Source organism: Nocardia noduli, assembly GCF_019038455.1.
Lineage (GTDB): Bacteria > Actinomycetota > Actinomycetes > Mycobacteriales > Mycobacteriaceae > Nocardia > Nocardia noduli.
Window position 1 is genome coordinate 19,836 of record NZ_JAFMPL010000042.1, and the last position, 22,297, is coordinate 42,132.

Genomic DNA, 22,297 nt, shown 5'->3' on the forward strand with positions numbered 1-22,297 from the left:
CGGGTGCGTATCGGCGCCGGGAGAGGCTGATGGAACCCATCGAGATCAACGCGGGCAGCTGGTACCTGCGGGCGATGCGCGCCGACGACCGGATCGACGACCGCCCGGCCCTCGCGACGGGCGGCGTCACCGATCCGGATTACATCGCCACACGAACGGCCCAGTGGGACAACGAGACCCACTACTCCTGGGCGGTGTGCGAGCCGACGACGGCCGAGATGGTCGCCGAGGTCGGCGCCACCCCGGCGGCGGACGGTTCGGCGCGGATCACCGGGTGGGCGCGCGAAGGGTACGAACCGGCGCTGGAGGACGGCCTGACCACGGTGCGGCGTTTCGTCGAAGGCGCGCTCGGCCTGCGCCCGGTCTGAGCGCCGGGATCCACGGCATCGTCCACCAGCGCACCCTCCGGGTCCGAGTGGTCGCGACAGTCTCAGTCGACCGTCGCGAGCACCCGTTCGATGGCGTCGACGGCGGCGTCCAGTTCCTCGACGGTGACGGTGAGCGGCGGCCGGAAGCGAATACCGCGCTCCCCCGTTCCGAGGATCATGATGTGCTCGCGTTCCCGGAGCGCGGTCAGCAGTTCGTCGCGCAGCCGGGCCGACGGCAGGGTGATCGCGCACATCAGTCCGCGGCCCCTGGGCTCGGTGACGCGTGGATGGGCCGCGGCCAACTTCTCCAGCCGTTCCAGCAGGTGCGCGCCGAGCGGCGCGACGCCGTCGACGAGGTGATCACGTTCCATCACCTCGAGGATGCGGCGGGTGCGGACCATATCGGTGAGGTTGCCGCCCCAGGTCGAGTTGAGCCGGGAGCCGACCGCGAACACGTTGTCGGGCACCTCGTCGACGCGTCCGCCCGCCATCACACCGCAGACCTGGGTCTTCTTACCGAAGGCGACCACGTCGGGTTCGAGCCCCAACTGCTGGTAGGCCCAGGTGGTTCCGGTCATGCCGACCCCGGTCTGCACCTCGTCGACGATGAACAGGGCATCGTTGTCGTGGCACAACCGCTGCGCGGCCAGCAGGAATTCCGGGCGCATGTGCCGGTCCCCGCCTTCGCCCTGGATCGGTTCGGCGATGAAACACGCTATGTCGTGCGGGTTTTCGGCGAAGGCGCGGCCGAGCTGCGCGAGCGCGGTCGCCTCGGCTGCCGAGATATCGCGGTCGTCGGCCAGATACGGGGTCTCGATGCGGGGCCAGTCGAATTTCGGGAAGCGCGCGGTTTTGACGGGATCGGTATTGGTCAGCGACATGGTGTAGCCGGAGCGGCCGTGGAAGGCGCCGGTCAGGTGGGCCACCTTGGTGCCGAGTTCGGCCGGTCGGCCGTTGGCTTCGTTATGTCTGCTCTTCCAGTCGAACGCGATCTTGAGCGCGTTCTCCACGGCGAGCGAGCCGCCGTCGATGAAGAACAGATGCGGTAGCCGCGGATCGCCGAGTACACGCGCGAACGTGTCGACGAAGCGGGCCATCTCGACGGTGTAGACGTCGGAGTTGCTCGGCTTGTTCAGCGCCGCCGTGGTGAGGGCTTCGCGGAATTCGCCGTCCTCGGCCAGTGCCGGATGGTTCATGCCCAACGCGTTGGACGCGAAGAAGCCGAACATGTCCAGGTAGGTACTGCCGTCTCGTTCGTCGACGAGCAGGCAGCCCCTGGACTTCCGTAGGTCGAGCACCAGGTCGAATCCGTCGGCGAGGATATGGGCCGACAGGATCTCGTGTACGCGTGTCGCGGGGGTGACCGGGGTCGTGTCACCGCCCGTCCGGGTGCGCTCCATTTCGATGGTCACACCGGTAGGGTACGAGAATATTTACGCTTTCTCTACAGGAAGGCGGATAAATTAGCGTCAACGGCTACTTATCGTAGAATGTCTGCAGAATGATGGTACTTCGAGTCCTGACGTTGGCGGTCGCCCTGATCTCCTGGAGCAACTGCTCGAGGTGCCGGGGCGAGGCCACCCGCACCAGCAACACGTAACTTTCGTCACCCGCTACCGAGTGGCACGCCTCGATTCCGGGGACGTGCTGAAGCACCGCGGGGGCGTCGTCGGGTTGCGACGGATCGAGAGGAGTGATCGCGACGAATGCGGACAGCAGTTGCCCGAGAGCCTCTGGATCGACGTGCGCGGTATAGCCGCGAATCACTCCGCGAGCCTCCAGCCTGCGCACCCTCGATTGCACGGCCGACACCGATAAGCTCGCCTTTTCGGCCAGGTTCGACAGGGTGGCGCGACCATCGGCCATCAGTTCACGAATCAAGAGGCGATCTATGTCATCGAGTACGGGTCTTGCCGGTGTATCCGCCATCACGGAAGGCTAACCCAGCGAACGCTACTCGTGGCGGAAACGTCGACTCGTTCACATCCGGCAACATGGCAGCACCAAAGGCGCAGCGGAGCAAGCGATGACACAGACACTCAGCGATCAGCTCACCCCCGAACTCGCCGAACGGACGCGCGTGCTATTGCGCGGGTTCGGCGCCGAGATCCCGGGTCCCGGCGACCTCACGGTTCGCACGCCCATCACCGGCGGGCAACTGCTGACGATCCGGGCCGACACCGAGGAACAGGCCCACGCCGCGATCACCCGCGCCGCGACGGCGTTCGACGCCTGGCGCACGGTACCGGCTCCCGGCCGCGCCGCCGTGGTGCGACGACTGGCCGAACTGCTGAGGGCGCACAAGACCGAACTCGGCGAGCTGGTCACGCTGGAGGCGGGCAAGATCGGCGCGGAGGCGGTCGGTGAAGTCCAGGAGATGATCGACATCTGCGAATTCGCCATCGGTCTGTCGCGTCAGCTCTACGGCCGGACCATGCCGTCGGAGCGGCCGGGACATCGACTCATGGAGACCTGGCACCCGCTGGGTGTGGTTGGCGTGATCTCGGCCTTCAACTTCCCCGTCGCGGTGTGGGCGTGGAATACGGCCCTGGCGCTGGTGTGCGGTGACACGGTGGTGTGGAAGCCGTCGGAGACGACACCGCTGACCGCGCTGGCCTGCCACACCCTGTTGCGTCGCGCGGCCGTCGACGTCGGCGTCGATCCCGAAGTGCACCAGCTGATCCAGGGCGATTCCCGGATCGGCGCACGGCTGGTCGACGACGAGCGCGTCGCCCTGGTCAGTGCCACCGGCTCGGTGCGCATGGGCCGGATCGTCGCGCCACGCGTCGCGCAACGCTTCGGCCGATGCCTGCTCGAACTCGGCGGCAACAACGCGGCGATCGTCACCCCCTCCGCCGACCTCGAATTGGCCGCCCGCGCCATCGTTTTCGCGGCGGCGGGCACCGCGGGCCAGCGATGCACCACGTTGCGAAGACTGATCGTGCACGCCGACGTCGCCGGACCGTTGACGGCGCTGATCGAGCGCGCGTATCGGCAACTGCGCGTCGGCAACCCGCTCGACGACGGCGTGCTCGTCGGACCGCTGATCGACCAGGCGGCCCACGACAACATGCGGATCGCACTGGAACGCGCGCTCGCCGACGAAGGCGAATTGGTGTGCGGCGGTGAGCGCGTCGAGGTCTTCGGCGACAACGGGAATTACGTGCGCCCGGCCCTCGTGCGCATGCCCGCCCAGACCGCGGTAGTGCGCGAGGAGACCTTCGCCCCGATCCTCTACGTACTCACCTATCGGAATCTCGAGCACGCCATCGCCCTGCACAACGCGGTGCCGCAAGGACTTTCGTCCTCGATCTTCACCACCGACCAGCGCGAGGCCGAAAGGTTCCTGGCCGCAGACGGTTCGGACTGCGGCATCGCCAACGTCAATATCGGCACCTCCGGCGCGGAGATCGGCGGCGCGTTCGGCGGCGAGAAGCAGACCGGCGGCGGACGCGAATCCGGTTCGGACTCGTGGAAGGCCTATATGCGCCGCGCCACGAACACCGTCAACTACTCCGCCGAACTACCTCTCGCGCAGGGCATAAAGTTCGCCTGACCTGCCGATTAGGCGCTCCACGACCCCCCGTGTAGGGTTGGTCTTACCCAACGCGGGGTGGAGCAGCTCGGTAGCTCGCTGGGCTCATAACCCAGAGGTCGCAGGTTCAAATCCTGTCCCCGCTACAAAAGTTCAGGCCGGAGAGATTTTCTCTCCGGCCTGAACTATTTTCGTAGTGGAAGCCCTTTACTGGTCCTTTTGCTTTAGGAACACGACAGTACCGAGTCGCAGAGGCGACACGGGCTGCTACGCAGGCCCGGCGTCCGGGGCGCACTCGCACCTACCGAGCGCTATTCGATCGCTACAGGTGGTCGAGCCCCTGCTCGTAGGGCTCTCGAGATGCATGCGGACAGGCTGAGGTTCGACACCGACGAACGCCACGCGCACCATGCCGTGGAACGACCGGGCGACTTCGCATCCCAGCACAGGGGCGACAGCTGAGCTTCACCAATGCCCGGCATCCAGTCGAGTCGTGATGTCGACCAGGAAACGCGCGGCGGAATCGATCTGGCGATCGGTGATGACCAGGGGGCCGTGTGCGGTTTGCGTTGCCGTCTCCCGCTTCTGATGTATCTCGAACTGCGCGTTCCATTCGCCCACCCGCGTCGCGAGTTTCACGCTCTGCGTACCGTGCTCCGACCGGGAATCGGCCACCCGTACCGTTCGCCCGGCTTCGATCGTGCGGGTGAATTCCGCGAGACCCTCCGTAGGATCCGGCGACGAGTCCGCGCGGGACTGCCAGTATCCGATCAGGCTCATTCCCTGGCGAATCGGACAATGCCCACCTGATGTCATCAGGGCATCCCGGTTGTCCAGCGGGTACGTTCGCGAATCGGCGATATCGAGTTCCAGATCGTAGAACTGGACAACCGCATCACACAGTTGGCCGTGGGTGACCGAACTCGATTCGAAAAGTGGCGTCGATATCGCAGCCGATGACCTGGTCCCCGGGTCATCGGAACCCGGTCCGTCGGGCGTGCATCCCGAAAGAAGCAGCACAAGCGCTGTCGGCACAATCCACCTGAACGCTGTCATCCGGGGGCCACCACCGTCGTAGCACCGGGGTTCCAGTCGGACTTGTCGCCGTCGGCTGGGTACAAACGGCGTCGGTTCGTCATCCCAATACTCGTCAGGATCATCGTAGTGATCGAGCCAACCCTCAGTGGCCATCACCGCGCCTCGGCGTGATCGCCGCGCGTCGATCGAACCCGCATATACCCCCCGAACGTATAAACAACCACCTCATACCCTTTGGGGCGTGTGACCGAGTTGTCAACTCGAACGCGATGACGTTGTCGCGCAAGTCGCGCGGCTACGGCGTCGACCGCCGCACCGTCCACCGCCAGCCCACCGCCGCAGCCATCAGGAGTTTTTCCGCGCCCCGGCCCGACCAGCGTGGTTCGGTATTCTCTGAACGGAAGGGCGCGGAGACAGCATCTCCCAGAGATCGCGGGTCCAAATCCTGTCCCCGCTAAAAAATATTCGAGGCTCGACAACGTTCATGGGGGATCGATGGCACCGGTCAGACAGGTCCAGGTCACGTTCGACTGCGCGGAACCCGAACGTCTCGCGCGTTTCTGGTGCGAGGTGTTGGGCTATGTCCTACCGCCGCCGCCGAAGGGGTTCGCCGGCTGGGACGAGTTCCATCGCTCGCTCCCGCCCGAGCGTCAGGGTGCGGGGTTCGCCTGCGTCGACCCCTCCGGGGCAGGGCCGCGACTGTATTTCCAGCGCGTACCCGAAGGCAAGGTCGTCAAGAATCGGGTGCATCTCGATGTGCGGGTCGGCACCGGGCTCGTGGGTGAAGAACGTCTCGCCGCGCTGGAAGGTGAGTGCGCACGGCTGATCGCGCTCGGCGCGGAACGAGTGCGGCTTCTGCGGGCGGATGGATACAACGAGTCGTGCCTGGTGATGCGGGATATCGAGGGTAACGAGTTCTGTCTCGACTGAGGTGCGCGAAGGAGTTCTCCTCCGTCACCGCCAGGCCACGTCACCGCCAGGCCTCGTCGGGCGGACAGCTGACATGAATCTCTGCCTGATGCTGCGAACGAATACCGAAGTATCACAACGCATTACCAACGATCGGCATCGTTGTCGCGATGGGCATCTTTACTCGAAGAGTTCGAGTCCGAAGATCCGCGGCACCGTCGGCGACAAACCCTCCTGCGCAGCATCAGATCCAGCCCCCGCTGCCACGTCCCGGTCCGAGGGCATGCCACTCGGGTCACGCAACCAAGGTCTGAATCCGTCGAGCGCTCTCCTCGATGTGGGTCGGCAGCGCGGACGCCGATTCCTGCGTTCGCGGCCCACCGTCTACCGACTGCTCCGAATACGAACCGGTGAGCGAGGGCGAGGCAAGACATCGACCACCGCATCGTTACGGCCGAAACAATTGAATCGCTATTCTCCATGATCGAGAACAGCGTTGCACTCTCTCGCCCCGCATGAGAGGTTCGCCCTCTCGACGTCTCGAGTGTCGAATTCTATTGGTGAACTGATACTTCTCTGGATAGAGTGACTTCCCACACAGCCGGTCGCGCAGCCAGCGACCAGCTCGACGTGCACAGCTATGTGGACGGATATTCCTCAGAGGCGGGGATCGAACATCGGTGTCAGGTATCAACTCCATTCGTGGTGACACGGCGGCGGGTTCCGAGGGCGGGCGTTCGCGCGGCACCGTCGGTGTACGGACCCGGCTGCTCGCGATCGTCCTCATTCCGAGTCTGGCCCTGCTCGGCATCGGCACCGGTGCGACCGTCTACCTGATCAAGGACGGACGCAAAGCGGGGCAATGGGCCGAACTCGCCAGCGCGACAACCGATCCGGCACGGCAGATGGTCGAGGCGTTCCAGGTCGAACGCGGTGCATCGATGCTGTACCTGGCCGGGAGCCGACTCGCCACCGGCACACTCACGGTCGCGAGGAAGAACTCCGATACCGCGCTGGCGGCGGTGCAGGCGCAGGGTGACGCGGCCTCGGCACTGCGGCCGGACCTGTCGACCGATATCGACGGCTACAACCAGCTCTACAGCCAGCTTCCCGCGCTGCGCTCGGGAATCGACGCGCGCGCCGTGCCCGCCGATCAGGTGTTCACCGCCTATTCGACGGTCATCGACACCATCGTCGCCGCGACTCTGCTCGCCGCCGAGGTCGCCCCGGACGCCGGGGCCGCGACGGGCCTGTACCAGGCCATGCTCCTGCTGCGCGCGAGCGAATCGATCTCGCGCGCGGCCGCGGTCGGCGCGGTCGCGCGGGTCACCGACCGGCTCACCGGCGCGCAACTCGCGGATCTGACGCGCTACGTCGGTGATTCACGGGCCCAGTTGGCCACGGTGGCTTCCGCCGTCTCCGGTCACCGCGCCGAACAGTTCGAGGCCATCACCGAGGGACCGGATCGTCGCCGGATCGTCGCGATGGAAGACGCGATGCTCCGAGGGGGCGTCGTGGATTCCGAGGAGATGCCCGACGACGAATCCGCCGCCGGATGGCAGGCTGCCGCCACTTCCGTCAGCGCGGCGCTGGCCCGGTTGTGGGTCGATCTGTGCCGCGACAGCCAGGCCGACGCGACGACCGTCGGTGAGAACCGCGCGGAAAGATCGGCCTACGGCGGTGCGGCGATCCTCGCCATCACCGTGCTGGTCTTCCTCGCCGCGCTGTTCCTGGCCAACCGCCTGATCGGCCGGATGCGCCGACTGCGTCAGGAAACCCTCGCACTCGCCGAGGAGCGGTTGCCCGAAACCATTCGCTGGCTCAACGACGGTCGCGATATCGACAGGGAGGCCGTCCGCACGCCGCTGGATTTCGGCGACGACGAGATCGGCCATGTCGCGGACGCGTTCAATCGCGCGCACAGCGCGGCCGTCGCGGCGGTTGTCGCCGAATCCAAGACGCGCGCGGGTGTCAAGGCCGTCTTCCTCAATATCGCTCGTCGCAGCCAGGTCATGGTGCACCGCCAACTCACGCTGCTCGACCGCGCCGAGAACGACGAGGAAGATCCGGGCAAACTCGACACCCTGTTCCAGCTCGACCATCTCGCCACCCGCGCCCGCCGCAACGCCGAGAATCTCATCATCCTCGGCGGCGAGCAGCCTGGACGACGCTGGCGCACCCCGGTCCCCCTCATCGACGTGGTGCGCGGCGCGGTCGCGGAGAGTCTGGACTACCCCCGGATCCATACCGGGCGGGTACCCGATATCCGCATCGTCGGCGGCGCGGTCGCCGACCTCATTCACCTCATCGCCGAACTCACCGACAACGCGACCGCCTTCTCACCGGCCGAGACTCGGGTGGGGGTGTCGGGGCAATCGGTGGGTAAGGGCGTCGTCCTCGAGATCACCGACCAGGGGCTCGGCATGTCGGACGCCGAATTCGACGAGCGCAACGCGATGCTGGCCGACCCGCCGAGTTTCGGATTGGCCGCGCTGTCGAGCGACGCGCATCTCGGTCTGTTCGTCATCGCCATGCTGGCGACCCGTCACGGCATCTCGGTGCGGCTGGGCAAATCCGACTACGGCGGCGTGCGAGCGATCGTTCTCATCCCGACGACCCTGGTCGCCGACGGTGACGAGAGTCCCGAACGCACCGAAACCCCCCGACGAACGCTCTCCCGAGGGCCTCTGGATGTGCGAGGAAATTAAACCTGACTCTTCCATTTTGTTGCGCAACCGTGACTTCAATCGTTAGGGTGGCTCGGGATACAACCGGTGCCACACCGGTTTCCGGTCCCCGTCGACCGGTCGCAAGAGGGCGGGAACGCCCAGAGGTAGGCTCGATTACCGGTGTTTGACAGCAAGTTCCTCGATACCTTGACCACAGCTATCAAGCGCGGAAAGCTACACGGTCCTATCGGAGTCCGCGCCCGGCTGCTCGCGATCGCGCTGATCCCGAGTATCGCTCTGCTCGGCATCGGTGTGGGGGCTTCGGTCTACCTGGTGAACAACGGCAAGGACGCCGAGAACTGGGCGGAACTGGCCAGCGCGACCACCGAGCCGTCGGTCCTGATGATCGAGGCCTTCCAGTTGGAGCGCGGCGCCTCGATCTTGTTCCTGGCGGGCGATCCCGCGGTCGGCGAGAATATCGCGGCGACGAGGAAGAATTCCGACAACGCGCTCGCCGCGCTGCAACTCGTGGGTGAGAACGCGGCATTACTTCGTCCCGACCTGAGATCCGAACTCGAGGGTTACACCGAGCTGTACGAACAACTTCCGATTCTGCGGGCCGGAATCGACGCGCGCGCGTTGCCCTCCCAGCAGGTCTTCCTCGCATTCAGTACCGTCATCGACACGATCGTGCAGGGTTCGCTGCTCGCGGCCGAGGTCGCGCCGGACGCCAAGATCGCGGTCGACCTGTACAAGGCGATCCACCCGCTGCGGGCGGCCGAGGCCGTCTCGCGCGCGGGTTCGATCGGTTCGCAGGGCCTGCTCACCAATCAGTTCTCCGCCGAACAGCTCACCGAATTCATTCGCTACGTCGGAGACGCGCGCGGTGAGATGGCCTTCGCCGCAGGCACATTGACCGGTGAACGCAAGGCGCAACTCAAGGCCGTCCTCGACGGACAGAGTTGGCAGCAGCTCACCGCGATGGAGGATGCCGTCATCCGCCGCGGCGTGGTCGCCCCGGAGAGCGACCCTCCGGCCGGGCGGAATTCGACGAACAATTCGACGAACAACTCCACCGGCGGCTCGTCGGCCAACACGGCGCAGGCGAACGCGTTGCCGCTCGGTTTCGCCGAGTGGGGAACCGTTGCCGCGCATGTGCGTTCGGATCTGCTCAAACTCTGGGAAGCCCAGAGCCGGGAAGCGCACCGCAACGCCATGGCCTCCGGTGAGGAGACCGCGTCCAACTCCCTGTACGGCGGTATCGCGGTCGGCTTCGTCACGCTGCTGGCCTTCGTCGCCGCGCTGTTCCTGGCCAATCGACTCATCCGCCGGATGCGCAGGCTGCGCCGCGAGACCTTGGAACTGGCCGACCAGCGCCTGCCCGAGGCCATCAAGAGACTCAGTTCGGGCCGCGAACTCGACGAGGACGCCGATCTGGCTCCCCTCGACTTCGGCAAGGACGAGATCGGCCAGGTCGCCGACGCGTTCAACCGCGCCCACGCCGCGGCCGTCGTCGCCGCCGTCGCCGAGGCCAAGACCAGGGAGGGCGTGAACGCGGTCTTCCTCAATATCGCCCATCGCAGCCAGGTCATGGTGCACCGCCAGCTCGCACTGCTGGACCGAGCCGAGCGCGAGGAAGAGAACGCGAGCAAACTCGACGTCCTGTTCCAGCTCGACCACCTGGCGACCCGCTCGCGACGCAACGCCGAGAACCTGATCATCCTCGGTGGTGAGAAGCCTGGTCGACGCTGGCGCAATCCGGTGCCACTGATCGACGTCGTCCGCAGCGCCGTGGCCGAGAGTCTGGACTACACCCGGATCAATACGGGAAAGCTGCCGGATCTGCGGATCACCGGCGGCGCGGTGGCCGACCTCATCCACCTGCTCGCCGAGCTCACCGATAACGCCACCGCCTTCTCACCGCCGCAGTCGCGGGTCGCGATCTCCGGTAATCAGGTCGGCAGAGGTGTCGCGCTGGAGATCGCCGACCAGGGTCTCGGTATGTCGACGGCCGAACTCGCCGAACGCAACGCGTTGCTGACCGAGCCGCCGGACTTCAGCGTCGCCGCGTTGTCGACCGATGCCAGGCTGGGACTGTTCGTGGTCGCGAAACTGTCACAGCGCCACGGGATCTCGGTGCGGCTGGCCGAATCCGACTACGGTGGCATCAAGGCGATCGTCCTGGTGCCGACCGCACTGATCGCCACCGGCTCCGATGACGAACCCGTCGAACGCAGGCCAGCGATCGCGGCCCCGCCACCGCAGCCGACCTTCGCGCCCGCGGCGGTCTCGACGGTCACCGCGGGTATGGCCAATACAGAACGGACGATAGCGATGCCGCCCAGCGGCGGGGAGAAACCAGCACTTCCTCGGCGCAGGCGCGCCGCCGAGGAGGCCGCAGCCGAGTCTGCGGCCAAGACGACCAGGTCCGTGACGATGCCACGACCGCGTTCGGCCGACGAAGCGCGCAATCTGATGTCGGCGATCGAGAGCGGTACCCGCCAGGGCCGAATCAATCGTGTCGAAATCGACAATTCAGCAAAGCAGTCCGATCGACAAGAAGGTGCCGGTGACAACCTCCAAGCCCCGTAGCCTCGACTGGTTGCTCGACGATCTCATCGAGCGACTGCCCGATGTCCGTTTCGCCATCGTGTTGTCCACCGATGGTCTGTTGCTCGGCCAGTGCGGGTCGATGGATCAGCCCGACGCGGAGCGTTTCGGTGCGATGGCCTCGACCCTGCACGGTGTGGCACGCAGCGCGGGCGCGCATTTCGACGTCGGTGGCGTGTGCCAGACGGTGGTCGAACTCGACGAGGCGGTGCTGTTCATCACCGCGGCGGGTGAGAACGCCTGCCTGGCCCTGCTGACCGTGGAGACGGCCAATATGGGCATGGTGGCCTACGAGATGAACCAGACCGTGCAACGCGTCGGCGCCCACCTCTCGGTCGATCCGCGTCCGACCCTGGATGAGGCCGGCTCGAGACAACCATGAGTGATGACGAGCGTGAGTCCTGGTACGACGAGGATGCGGGCCCCCTTGTGCGCCTGTATGCCGTCACACACGGGCGGTCCGACAACGCACGGCCCGAACTGGACATGCTCACGCTCGTGGTGAACGCGAGCGCGGGTGTGCGACCACGGCGGCCCGATCCCGAATACGCGGAAATCCTGCGGCTCAGCCGCACGGCGCTCTCGGTCGCGGAGGTCGCCGCGCACCTGAACCTGCCGTTGACCTCGACAAAGATCCTGGTCGGTGACCTGATCGACGACGGGCAGCTCAAGTACCGCTCCCCCGATCCCAAACCGGACGCGGTATCGCGCAACCCCGAACTGTTGCGCGCTGTGCTCCGGGGTATCCAAGCGATCTGAGCCGATCCGGCGCCGCCGTCACGGTGGCGCCGGATCGTCGGCTCATTTCATGCGGGCGAGAAGACGTTTCGCGTTCATGTACGCGATCGCCTCGATCGACACCATCGGGTTGACACCGCTCGCGGTCGGGAAACAGGACGCGTCCGCGACGACGATATTGGGCACCTCCCAGGTGACGCCGTCGGGATCGACCGCGCAGTCCTCGCGGGAGCCGCCCATGCGGGCCGAGCCCATGATGTGCAGCGCGCCCATCCCGCACTGTGCCGGACCGTAGCCCGCGGCCTCGGCCGACGCGGCGAATTCCGCGTGCGAACCCCGAACTCCCGGTTCGTATTCCGCTCCGAGCTGGTGCCCGGAGAAGATCCGCTTCGCGCCCGCGGCCTCCAGAATCCGCGCGGCCCCGACGATTCCGGTGTGCATATGGGCGGCGTCGCGTTTCGACAGCGTGTATTTCACGATCGCCTCCCCGCTGCCGTCGACGGTGACGGTGCCGTGGTCGCGATCGCGGGTGATGACGCCGACCGCGGCGGTACGGGCCAGATCCAGCATGGCCGACCGATGCTGCTGTGCTCCACGCCAATTCATGAATCCGACCAGCATTCCCGGATGCAGCGGCCCGGTCTCGTAGATGACGCCGTAGCCGTCGCTCAGATCGCTGTGCTTCCGCGAGATCCTGGTCTGGAGTCCGCCTTCCCAGGGACGCACCTCGTCGTCGAAGGTGCCGAACACCGCGGATGCCGGGTGCAGTCGCAGGTATTTGCCGATGTTCTTGTTCCGTAGTCCGGAGCGGCGCAGCAACGCGGGGGTCTGGATCGCGCCCGCGGCGACGACCACCGCGCGGGCGCGCACCCGGATCTCGGCACCGTCGGCGGTCACCGCCCGCACCCCCTCGGCGCGTCCGTTGCCGACCTCGACCGCGCGGACGTCGACGCCGACGACCAGCCGGGCACCGTGCTCGGCCGCGTCCGCGAGCCAGGTCTTGGTCGCCGACTGTTTAGCGCCGAGCCTACATCCGTAACCGCAACGCCCGCACTCGATTCCGGCGTCGCAGGCGTCGGTGACATTGCGCGGGAGTTCGGCGATATCCCAGCCGAGCGCGGCCACTCCGCGCGCGAGGACGTCGTCGCGTGCCGACAGCGGTGACCTGTCGTAGGTGACGCCGAGGCGGCGTTCCACCGCGTCGAGGGCATCGCCGAATTCCTCGTCGGCGAACTGGGTCGCGCCGAGTCCCGCCCATTCGGCGCGCACGTCGTCGGGGGTGCGCAGCGAGGTGCTCCAGTTGACGACGGTGCCGCCGCCGAGGCATCCACCCGCGACGAGGGTCAGCTGGCCCTCGGCCGTCGCGGTCGGTCCCGGTGCGTACAGATTCAGCAGGCCGTCGAGTTCGCCGGTGCCGAAATCGGCGTCGTCGTAGTAGCCGCCGCGTTCCAGGACGACGACGTCGAGTCCGCCTTCGGCCAGAACCGCCGCCGCCGCGCCACCGCCCGCGCCGGACCCGATGACGACGACATCGCAGTCGTAGGTGGTCGCCTCGGACGGACGCAGCGGGGTGAGCGCGGGCTTCGGCGCGGACGCCAGCGCACCCGGCGGCGCGGGGTAGCCCATCTCCTTCCACAGCGGATTGGTCCCGGCCGGTCCCGGCGTCGTGTAATACGACAGCAGCGCGGCCGATTTCAGTGCCTGGAAGACCGCGCGTTTGGCGGGCAGTCGCGATTCGCCGAGGCGAAGCAGGAACCGCTCACGCTCGGCCTGCGAGCGCGCGGAGAACCGGCGCGGTCCCGCACCGGCGAGCAGGCCCATCAGCGGTGTGTCCCAGAGACCGAGCAGTGTCGCGACCTGTTTCAGTTCGGCGGCCCTCGGATTGCGGGCGAGCAGCCGAACCACCACGTCGGCGACGTTCAACTCGGCCGCGCCCGGCAGGCCGAGTCCGTCGCCGGGCGCGAACGTATCGCAGATCAACTCGAGTGCGGCCCGTTGCCGGGCCGTGAGTGCCGTCGAAGCCATGGGTTCCTCTCCGTCCCGGCCGGTGCGGAGGTGCCGAAAACACTGGACAGAGGGGCTGTATCTGTCACGTCGGACACCGGGCCGCCCTCGGGGGCCCGGCGCTCTCGTCGGCCGGGGTAGTACTCGGACATACAAGAATGCTCGTTCACATAATATGTGTGCTGGAACACTACCCCGGCTCCGCGACACCGTAAAGCGACGCCGCGGCCGCACTCAGCGGCGGGCGATCGAACCCTCGCGGAACACCCAGCGCAGCCCGACGAAGCGCAGCAGCGTCGCGACCAGATTGGCCGAGACCAGCGAGAGCAACTGCCACTGCACCGGCACACCGGGCGCCCAGCGATGCAGCGCGAACAGCGCGCCGCTGGTGACGAGGAGCCCGAAGCCGAAGATCAGCAGTCCCTGGAAATGATGGGCGAGCGCGCGGGCCGACCCGCGCACGCCGAAGGTGAAAGCCCGGTTGGCCGCGGTGTTGCCGATCGCCGTGATCAGCAACGCCGCGAAATTCGCGAGTTGCGGACCCACAACCGGCTGCCACAGCAGATAGAGCGCCGTATAGGCCACCGTCGACACCGCGCCGACGATCGCGAACCGCACCACCTGCCCGACCATGCCGCGCGGCACGCCGTCGACGAGCGGTTCGCGCCCGATCGCGCGACGTAACTCGTTCAGCGGCAGCGCGCCGGTCGTCATGGCGCGCGCGAGCCGCCAGATGCCCCGCAGATCCTTGCGCGCGGTATCGATGATGTCGACCCGGCTGTCCGGGTCGTCGATCCAGTCGACGGGCACCTCGTGCACCCGCAACCCGGCGTGCTCGGACAGAACCAGCAGTTCGGTGTCGAAGAACCATTCGCCGTCCTGCACCAGGGGCAGCAGTTGCCGGGCGATATCGGCGCGAATGGCCTTGAATCCGCACTGCGCGTCCGAGAACCGTGCCCGCAGTGCGGCTTTGAGGATCAGGTTGTATCCGCGCGAGATGAATTCGCGCTTCGGGCCGCGCACCACTCGCGCCCTCGGGCTCAGACGGGTGCCGACGGCGAGATCGGAATGCCCCGAGATGAGCGGCGCGACCAGCGGAAGCAGGCCGTTGAGATCGGTCGAGAGGTCGACGTCCATATACGCGAGGACCTCGGCGTCGGAGTCGAGCCACGCGGTGCGCAGCGCGCGGCCGCGGCCTTTCGCCGTCAGGTGCAGGACGCGGACGCCGGGGTATTCGGCCGCGAGCGCGTGCGCGATAGCGAGGGTGGCGTCGGTACTCGCGTTGTCGGCGATGGTGATTCGCGCCGGAAAGGGGAAACCCTCGGCCAGATGCGCGGAGAGCCTGCGCACACAGCCCGCGAGATCCTTCTCCTCGTTGTAGACCGGGATCACGATATCCAGGACCGGCGCCGCGGTCGCGGTGCCGATCGTCCGAGGATCGGTCGCGGTATCGCTCATGTCGTCAGCTTCGCCGACCGACCTCCCCGAATCCTGCGGGTCGGCTGGGAGTTTCCTGTGGATGGGCACGCGGGACGCGCGGCAACGACACCGAGAAGGTCGCACCCACGCCGAGCACACTGTCGACGGTCACCCGTCCGCCGTGCGCGGTGACCAACGCCTGCACGATCGACAGGCCGAGACCGGTGCCGCCGCTGGCCCTGGTCCGCGAACTGTCGGTCCGGTAGAAACGTTCGAAAACCCGTGCTGCGGACTCCGGTTCGAGTCCGGGGCCGGTATCGATCACGTCGACGCGCACTTCGTCACGCGAGGGTTGCAGGCGCACCGTCACCGGCGTTCCCGCCGGGGTGTGGGTGAGCGCGTTGCCGACCAGATTCGTCAGCACCTGACGCAGCCGCCCCTCGTCGCCGTCGACCACCATCGTGCCCTCGCCCGCGCCGATCTCCAGCCCGATCCGCCGCCGCGCGCCGGGGACGGCGTGCTGATCGGCGTCGATCGCCTCAGCGTTGTGCACCGCGTCGCCCGCCACCGCGAGCAGATCGACCGGCGCGCGTTCGACCGGGCGGTCGGCGTCGAGCCGGGCCAGCATGAGCAGGTCCTCGACCAGCAGACCCATCCGTCGCGCCTCACCCTCGATGCGGCGCAGGACGAGTTCCGGATCCTTGCTCGCCCCTTGGCGATACAGCTCGGCGAAACCGCGGATGGTCGTCAGCGGTGTGCGCAATTCGTGGCTGGCGTCGGCGACGAATCGGCGCATCCTCGCCTCCGAACGTCGCGCGTCCTCCTCGGAGGCCTCGGTGGCCGCGACGCCGTGCTGGATCCGGGTGAGCATCACATTGAGCGACCGCGCCAGCCGGTCCACCTCGGTGTCGACCCCGCGCACCGGAACTCGCCGGTGCAGGTCACCGCCCGCGATGGCGGCCGCGGTCTGCTCGACCGTGAGCAACGGCCGCAGGCTGCGCCGGACGGCGAGGTAGCCGACCACGCCGAGCGCGAGCAGAGCCAGCGCGCCGGTGCCGAGTTCGAAATAGATGAGACGCGACACCGTCTCCTGGTTGTCGGTCAGCGGCAGTCCGATGGTGGTCGACCCGTACTGGTTCGACACGGTCAGCACCCGCCAGTGCGCGCTCGAATCGCCGATCGAGCCGACGGTGACCGGGCCCGGCCCCTGCCCCGCACTCAGATCGGGCAGCTCGCCGGTGCCGCCCGCGAGCTGGTTGTAGATCTGCCCGTCGACGCCCGTGCGCAGTTCGAAGAACCGCCGTGGCTGGTCACCGGAGGATTCGGACCGCGGAGACGGTCCGGGCATATCCGCCGGAATCCACTGCGTCCGCCCGTCCTCGGAGACGACCTGCCGCATCGCCCTCGGCATCGCCCAGGTGCGCGCCGAATCGGAGAGTTGGTCGTCGACGCGCTGGGTGAGCGACCGGCTCAGGGCCGAGGTGACGGCGAATCCGGTGGCCACCAGCGCCAGCGCGGACAGTGAGACGAGCACGACGACCAGCCCCACCCGCAGTGGCACCGCCGACAAGCACCTGCGCAGCCGCGAGCGCGGGCTCGGCTCGGGCACGGTTGATCCCCTGGTCATACTCCCAGGCTGACAAGGTCGGCGGCGCTGACCCTGCGAGCGCGCTGGGAGTTCGCTGTGAACGTCGGGACCGGCTCGCGGTGTGGCCGGATCACGGTGTGGGAGCGGTCAGGTCGTAGACCGTCGCGTCACCGATCGTCCGTGGCGCGTAGTGCGCGCCCACCCATTCCTCGATCTGCTGTCCGGTCGATTTCTCCCGTTCCCCGCCGGGGCGCGGCGGACGCGGACCTGTACGCCGCGCCGTCACGAAGTAGCCGATATCGCCCGCCGCGACGTGCGCGCGGAACTCCTCCAGCGTCGGGGCGTCGTCGCGACCGCTGAAACCGCCGATCGCCATCACCGACGCGCCACTGCGCAATTCGAGTCCGGAGGCGCCGAAGGAACCGACGGTGGCCGCGGACCAGCGCCGGTCGCAGGCGCGCACCAGCGCCTCGAGTTCGGTGTTGGGGCCGATGCCGGGAGGGCCGTCGGGACCCGGGCCGGGAGGGCCACCGGTGGCGGCACCTGGACCCGGGTTCGCCTCTCGTGACATTCGCTGCCCGGCGGGCGGGGCGTCGGCGGCGGGCTCACCGGCTCGCCCCTGCCCCGCCGTGGGGCTGCCACCGGGTGGCGGCCCACCTGCCAACGCGTCGCCCCTCGGCCCCGAGGCCGGAATACCGCCGCTGTGCGGATGGGTGGTGGTGACCACCGCGTAGGAGGCGGTGCCCGCGAATCCGGCGATCAGGCCGACCGTGGCGACGATCGCGGGCAGCACACGAGCCCGCCGGATTCTCGGTAGCAGACCCACCGCGGCGACGATCGCGCCGATCACGATCGACCAGCGCAGCCACGGCAGCCATTCCGGCGTGCGGTCGAGCAGGACGAAGGCCCAGCCGCCCGTGACGACGACCATCGCGGCGAGGACCATCCGCGCCGAGGCGGCGGCCCTGAGCTCCCACAGCCGCGTCACCGAGACGGCGGCGAGCGCGGCGACACCCGGCGCGAGGGCGACCGTGTAGTACGGGTGGATGACCCCGCTCATATAGCTGAAGACCAGTCCGGTGCCGAGTACCCAACCGCCCCACAGGATCAGGGCGGCGCGCGCACGGTCGGTGCGCGGGGCGCGGCGGGTCGACCACAGTCCGGCGACGAGGCCGATCAGGGCCGCGGGCAGTAGCCATGACACCTCGGTGGCCATCAGATCCCGCAGGAGCCGGGTGATCCCGGTGTCGCCGCCGAACGCGCCGCCCATCCGCGCACCCGCGGCGGGGGCGGACTGTCCGCCCGGATTGCCGTGTCCGCCGAGCAGTCTGCCGAGTCCGTTGTAGCCGAGTGTCAGCTCCCACAGGCTGTTGTTGGTCGAGCCGCCGATATAGGGGCGGTCGCGTGCGGGCCACAACTCGACGAGCAGGACGTACCAGCCGCCCGTCACGATCAGCGCGGCCAGCGCGGTCACGAGTTTGCCCACCCGCGAGAAGAATCCGCCCGCCGCCGCGACGAGGAACACCAGTCCGAACGCGGGCAGGACGAGGAACGCCTGCAACATCTTGGTCAGGAATCCGACCCCGACGCCCACTCCCGCGAGGACCAGCCAGCCGGTACTGCCCGACCACCAGCGCGCGCCGTTCGCGTCGACCGCGCGCACCGTGCAGTAGGCGGCGGCGATGAGAGCGAAGGTGAGCAGGGCGTCGGGATTGTCGTAGCGAAACATCAAGGCCGCGACCGGGGTCGCCGCGAGGGCGGCACCCGCGATGAGCCCGGCGCCGGGTCCGGCCCAGCGACGGACGGCGGCGTAGAGCAGCGCGACCGAGCCGACGCCGAGCAGTGCCTGCGGGACCAGCACCGAGAACTCGCCGAAGCCGAAGAGTCGCCCGGACAAACCCATCAGCCACAGCGCGGCGGGCGGTTTGTCGACGGTGATCGCGTTACCCGCGTCGTGCGAGCCGAACAGCAGCGCGCGCCAACTCCGCGCGCCCGCCTGCGCGGCCGCGGCGTAGTACTCGTTGCCCCAGCCGGAGACGGTCAGATTCCACAGATACAGCAGCGCGGTCGCGCCGAGCAGCGCGAACAAACCGGGCCGGGCCCACCTCGGCTGGGTGATCGGTCCGAAGAGCAGCCGGGCGGTCCACGTGCGCGGTCGCGTGTCCGCCCGTCGCGCGGGTCGTGGTCGTGCCGCCGCCGGGGCGCTCGCGGTCGCCGTCATCGTCTGCCCTTCCGCATGGTCGATCCACCGTTATCCGTTCGCACCGAGCCCGTCATCCCCCGCCTTTCGCGTCACCGACCCGTCGAACCTATGCGCGGCGCCTCTCGGCAGGCTCCGAAGTTCCTGCGAACCAGCTGTGAGTGCGCATCCGAAATTAGTTTTGGTCTATCTAACTAAAACTATGCTACGGTGGTCACATGATCGAGACGATGGTCAGGACCCCCGAGGGCGCGCGGCCCGACGACCTGGAGTTCCTGCGCTTCCCCGGCGGTGAGTGGTTCCTGCGGACCGGCCCGTCGTTCGACCCCGAGGCCGAGCGTTTCGCGGTCGTCCGCGGCGGATTCCCCGACGACCTGCTCGCCCTCGGCATGTGGGCCGATGTGGTCCGGCGGCACGGAAAACCCGCGCGGGTACTGATGCCCTACATCCCGGCGGCACGCACCGACCACGACATACCGTGCGGCGCCGCCGTCTACGCCGCGGTGATCGGCGCGTTCGCCGACGAGGTGATCTACGCCGATATCCATTCGCCACTGGCGAAATCGACACTGCGCGGGCCGACGCTGACCGAGATTCCGCTCGGGCGGCTCGCCTCCTCGGCACTACCGCGCGACTACGACCTGGTCGTCGCCCCCGACGCGGGCGCGGGCGAGCGGGCCGCGATCGTCGCGGAGGCACTCGGAGCGGAGGCACTCGGGGCGATCCCCGTCGCGCACGGACGCAAACGTCGCGATCCGGCGACCGGGCGACTCGACGGTTTCGAGTTGTCCACACCTGTGACGGGCCTGCGGGTACTCGTCGTCGACGACATCTGCGACGGCGGCGGCACCTTCGCCGGACTCGCCGCGGCCGGTTCGTTCGACACCGCCGAACGGGTGGACCTGTGGGTCACCCACGGCGTCTTCTCCGGCGGCGAACGCCTCGCGACCAATCTCGCGCCCTATTCCCGCGTCTACTCCACCGACTCACATCCCGGTGCTCGCGCGACCGAGCTGGCCCCGCACCGCCTGCACCTGATCGACCTGCTCGATCACGTTCTCTCCGAAGGAATCCTGTGATGTTCCGCCGTGCCACCGATCCCCTGTTCCTGACCGACGCCTACAAACTCGACCACCGTCGCCAGTACCCCGACGGCACCACCCGCGTGTATTCGAATCTGACCCACCGCGCGTCCCGGATCCACGGCGTCGAACACGTCGTGCATTTCGGATTGCAGGCCTTCCTGCGCGATGTGCTCGAGGATTCCTTCGCGCGGTTCTTCGCCGCCGACGTCGACCTGGTCTGCGCCGAATACGAGCGCCGCGTGCGGTCGATCCTCGGACCGAACCTGATCGGCAGCGACCACATCCGCGCGCTGCACGCCCTGGGTTACCTGCCATTGAGCATCCGCTCGATACCGGAGGGCACCCCCGTTCCGCTGCGCGTACCGGTGCTGACCATCGAGAACACCCACCCGGATTTCTTCTGGCTGACCAACTACCTGGAAACCGCGCTGTCGGCGGCCATCTGGCAACCGTCGACCTCGGCGACCAGTGCGTGGCGGCTGCGCGCGCTGCTGGAGGCGCGGGCCGAGGCGACCGGCGCCGATCCCGAGGCGGTCGGTTTCCAGGGGCACGACTTCTCGTTCCGCGGTATGCCGGGCATCGAGGCCGCCGCGGCCTCGGGAGCCGCGCATCTGCTGTCGTTCAGCGGCTCGGATTCGCTGGTGTCGGCGGACTGGATCGACTACTTCTACCCCGACGATTCCGGGGAGCGGATCCTCGGCTCGGTCGCCGCCACCGAACATTCGGTGATGTGCGCGGGCACCCGCGAATCCGAGGACGACACCTACCGCAGGCTGCTCGATCTCTACCCGAGCGGGGTCGTCTCGGTCGTCAGCGACACCTTCGACCTGTGGCGGGTGCTCGCCGAAACCCTGCCCGCGCTGCGTGACCGGATCCTGGCCAGGGACGGGACGCTGGTGATCCGGCCCGACTCGGGCGATCCGGAGACCATCCTGTGCGGCACCGCCGCCGACGACACGCCCGCCGGACGCGGGGTGGTCCAACTGCTGTGGGAGACCTTCGGCGGCACCGTGAACGCGGCGGGCTACCGCGTCCTCGATCCGCGTATCGGGGTGATCTACGGCGATTCGATCACCTACGACCGCGCCGACGCCATCACCGCGCGGCTGGCGCAGATGGGATTCGCCTCGACCACGGTCGTTTTCGGGGTCGGCTCCTACACCTACCAGTACGTCACCCGTGACACCTTCTCCTCGGCGATGAAGGCCACCTACGTCGAGGTCGACGGGATCGGACGCGACATCTTCAAGGCGCCGGTCACCGACTCGGGCACCAAACGCTCGGCCCGCGGCCGTCTCGCGGTGCTGCCCGGCGCGGACAGCGAACTCGTCGTCCACGAGCAGGCCACCCCCGAACAGGAGGCGGCGAGCGCGCTGGTCGAGGTGTGGCGTAACGGAACCTTCGTCCGCAGAACGGGTTTCGCCGAGATCCGGGCGCGGTTGCGCGAGGAGAGCAAACGCTTCCGGTGATCGTGACCTCGGATGCCCCGGACCGATCCCGGGGCATCCGAGGGGTCACGGACGCGGCTCAGCCCGCGAAATGCAGATTCCACTCGCCGCGAAAGTGCAGTCTGGTGACGCTGCCCGGCGGGATATCCATGCGCCAGAACGATTTCGGCGGCGCGTCCAGGGTCACCAGCAGCGCGGCACGCACCACCGCCGGATGGGTGACGGCCACGGTCGATTCGCCGTGCGAGGCGATCTCGGCCATCCAGTACCTGATCCGGGCGATGACATCGGTGACCGATTCGCCGCCGTGACCCCGGAACCCCGGATCGGTGAGCCACGCGTACAGCTCGGCCTGGGGTACGGAATTCAGGTCGTCACCGCGCCAGACACCCGCGTCCAGATCGCGTAGCCGCTCGTCGGCCGCACCGGACAGGCCCATCGCCGTCGCCGTCTCGACGGCCCTGCGTTCCGGAGCGGTGAGCACCCTGGCCCCGGCGGGCCTGCCCCAGGCCGTGACGGCGCGGCGGCCCGCCTCGGTCAACGACTCGTCGGCGGGGAAACGTGCCTTGCGCATCGCCTCGGTCATACCGTGGCTGACCAGGTCGAGTTTGAGCACTTTCTGCACGGGTGGAAGCGTACGGCGGCGGCGCGCGCCCGGGTCGCCGATTGCCACTCGCCGGTGCTTG

Annotated in this window: 17 protein-coding genes and 1 tRNA gene; 10 read left to right on the forward strand and 8 right to left on the reverse strand. The window is 68.0% G+C overall.

What is annotated here, in order from left to right; genetic code table 11:
* Positions 1-29: 29 nt before the first annotated feature.
* On the forward strand, positions 30-368 hold the full coding sequence (locus tag JZ792_RS22080; RefSeq protein WP_216912893.1) for a hypothetical protein: 339 nt from the start codon (positions 30-32) through the stop codon (positions 366-368).
* A 62-nt stretch (positions 369-430) separates the two neighbouring features.
* Here JZ792_RS22080 and lat read toward each other — a convergent pair whose 3' ends face one another.
* Complete coding sequence (gene lat, locus JZ792_RS22085; RefSeq protein ID WP_216912936.1) at positions 431-1,768, reverse strand: L-lysine 6-transaminase; 1,338 nt, start codon at positions 1,766-1,768, stop codon at positions 431-433.
* A gap of 76 nt (positions 1,769-1,844) precedes the next feature.
* The gene (locus tag JZ792_RS22090) at positions 1,845-2,297 is read right to left on the reverse strand and encodes an Lrp/AsnC family transcriptional regulator (RefSeq protein WP_109529255.1); all 453 of its coding nucleotides are present in this window, start codon (positions 2,295-2,297) and stop codon (positions 1,845-1,847) included.
* Positions 2,298-2,394: 97 nt separating this feature from the next.
* Here JZ792_RS22090 and amaB point away from each other — a divergent pair, with 97 nt between their 5' ends.
* Together amaB and JZ792_RS22100 are read left to right on the forward strand one after the other, a co-directional pair.
* On the forward strand, positions 2,395-3,924 hold the full coding sequence (amaB, locus tag JZ792_RS22095; RefSeq protein ID WP_216912895.1) for an L-piperidine-6-carboxylate dehydrogenase: 1,530 nt from the start codon (positions 2,395-2,397) through the stop codon (positions 3,922-3,924).
* A gap of 51 nt (positions 3,925-3,975) precedes the next feature.
* Positions 3,976-4,049: transfer RNA gene (locus tag JZ792_RS22100), tRNA-Met, on the forward strand.
* Between the two features lie 319 nt (positions 4,050-4,368).
* Here JZ792_RS22100 and JZ792_RS22105 read toward each other — a convergent pair.
* Entirely contained in the window at positions 4,369-4,683 is a 315-nt protein-coding gene (locus JZ792_RS22105; protein WP_216912896.1) for a hypothetical protein, read from the reverse strand.
* A 753-nt stretch (positions 4,684-5,436) separates the two neighbouring features.
* On the opposite strand from JZ792_RS22105, the gene JZ792_RS22110 reads away from it, so the two are divergent.
* The 5 genes from JZ792_RS22110 to JZ792_RS22130 all read left to right on the forward strand — a co-directional run bounded on the left by JZ792_RS22110 (position 5,437) and on the right by JZ792_RS22130 (position 11,888).
* Complete coding sequence (locus JZ792_RS22110) at positions 5,437-5,871, forward strand: VOC family protein (protein WP_216912897.1); 435 nt, start codon at positions 5,437-5,439, stop codon at positions 5,869-5,871.
* Between the two features lie 659 nt (positions 5,872-6,530).
* Positions 6,531-8,558 carry a sensor histidine kinase gene (locus tag JZ792_RS22115; RefSeq protein WP_216912898.1) on the forward strand — a complete coding sequence of 676 codons (2,028 nt, stop codon included), beginning with the start codon at positions 6,531-6,533 and terminating at the stop codon, positions 8,556-8,558.
* Between the two features lie 141 nt (positions 8,559-8,699).
* Positions 8,700-11,111: a sensor histidine kinase gene (locus JZ792_RS22120; protein WP_308165396.1), complete on the forward strand. Its 2,412-nt coding sequence runs from the start codon at positions 8,700-8,702 to the stop codon at positions 11,109-11,111.
* The gene (locus JZ792_RS22125) at positions 11,089-11,511 is read left to right on the forward strand and encodes a roadblock/LC7 domain-containing protein (RefSeq protein WP_216912900.1); all 423 of its coding nucleotides are present in this window, start codon (positions 11,089-11,091) and stop codon (positions 11,509-11,511) included. The genes JZ792_RS22120 and JZ792_RS22125 overlap by 23 nt, the downstream gene beginning before the upstream one ends.
* Positions 11,508-11,888, forward strand: a complete 381-nt coding sequence (locus JZ792_RS22130) for a DUF742 domain-containing protein (RefSeq protein ID WP_216912902.1) — start codon at positions 11,508-11,510, stop codon at positions 11,886-11,888. The genes JZ792_RS22125 and JZ792_RS22130 overlap by 4 nt, the downstream gene beginning before the upstream one ends.
* 42 nt (positions 11,889-11,930) lie before the next feature.
* On the opposite strand, the gene JZ792_RS22135 is transcribed toward JZ792_RS22130, so the two are convergent.
* From JZ792_RS22135 to JZ792_RS22150, 4 genes are all read right to left on the reverse strand, one after another.
* Positions 11,931-13,892, reverse strand: coding sequence for a GMC family oxidoreductase N-terminal domain-containing protein (locus JZ792_RS22135; RefSeq protein WP_216912904.1), 1,962 nt, complete (start codon positions 13,890-13,892; stop codon positions 11,931-11,933).
* Positions 13,893-14,105: 213 nt separating this feature from the next.
* Positions 14,106-15,329 carry a bifunctional glycosyltransferase family 2/GtrA family protein gene (locus tag JZ792_RS22140; protein WP_216912906.1) on the reverse strand — a complete coding sequence of 408 codons (1,224 nt, stop codon included), beginning with the start codon at positions 15,327-15,329 and terminating at the stop codon, positions 14,106-14,108.
* A gap of 4 nt (positions 15,330-15,333) precedes the next feature.
* Positions 15,334-16,917 carry a sensor histidine kinase gene (locus JZ792_RS22145; protein WP_216912908.1) on the reverse strand — a complete coding sequence of 528 codons (1,584 nt, stop codon included), beginning with the start codon at positions 16,915-16,917 and terminating at the stop codon, positions 15,334-15,336.
* A gap of 91 nt (positions 16,918-17,008) precedes the next feature.
* Positions 17,009-19,099: a glycosyltransferase family 39 protein gene (locus JZ792_RS22150; RefSeq protein WP_216912910.1), complete on the reverse strand. Its 2,091-nt coding sequence runs from the start codon at positions 19,097-19,099 to the stop codon at positions 17,009-17,011.
* A gap of 197 nt (positions 19,100-19,296) precedes the next feature.
* On the opposite strand from JZ792_RS22150, the gene JZ792_RS22155 reads away from it, so the two are divergent.
* A complete protein-coding gene (locus JZ792_RS22155; RefSeq protein ID WP_216912912.1) occupies positions 19,297-20,157 on the forward strand; it encodes a phosphoribosyltransferase family protein in 861 nt (286 codons plus the stop codon).
* Complete coding sequence (locus tag JZ792_RS22160; RefSeq protein WP_216912914.1) at positions 20,157-21,632, forward strand: nicotinate phosphoribosyltransferase; 1,476 nt, start codon at positions 20,157-20,159, stop codon at positions 21,630-21,632. Before JZ792_RS22155 ends, JZ792_RS22160 begins: the two co-directional genes overlap by 1 nt.
* 58 nt (positions 21,633-21,690) lie before the next feature.
* Here the strand turns inward: JZ792_RS22160 and JZ792_RS22165 are convergent, their stop codons facing one another.
* On the reverse strand, positions 21,691-22,236 hold the full coding sequence (locus JZ792_RS22165) for a histidine phosphatase family protein (RefSeq protein ID WP_308165397.1): 546 nt from the start codon (positions 22,234-22,236) through the stop codon (positions 21,691-21,693).
* Positions 22,237-22,297 lie beyond the last annotated feature (61 nt).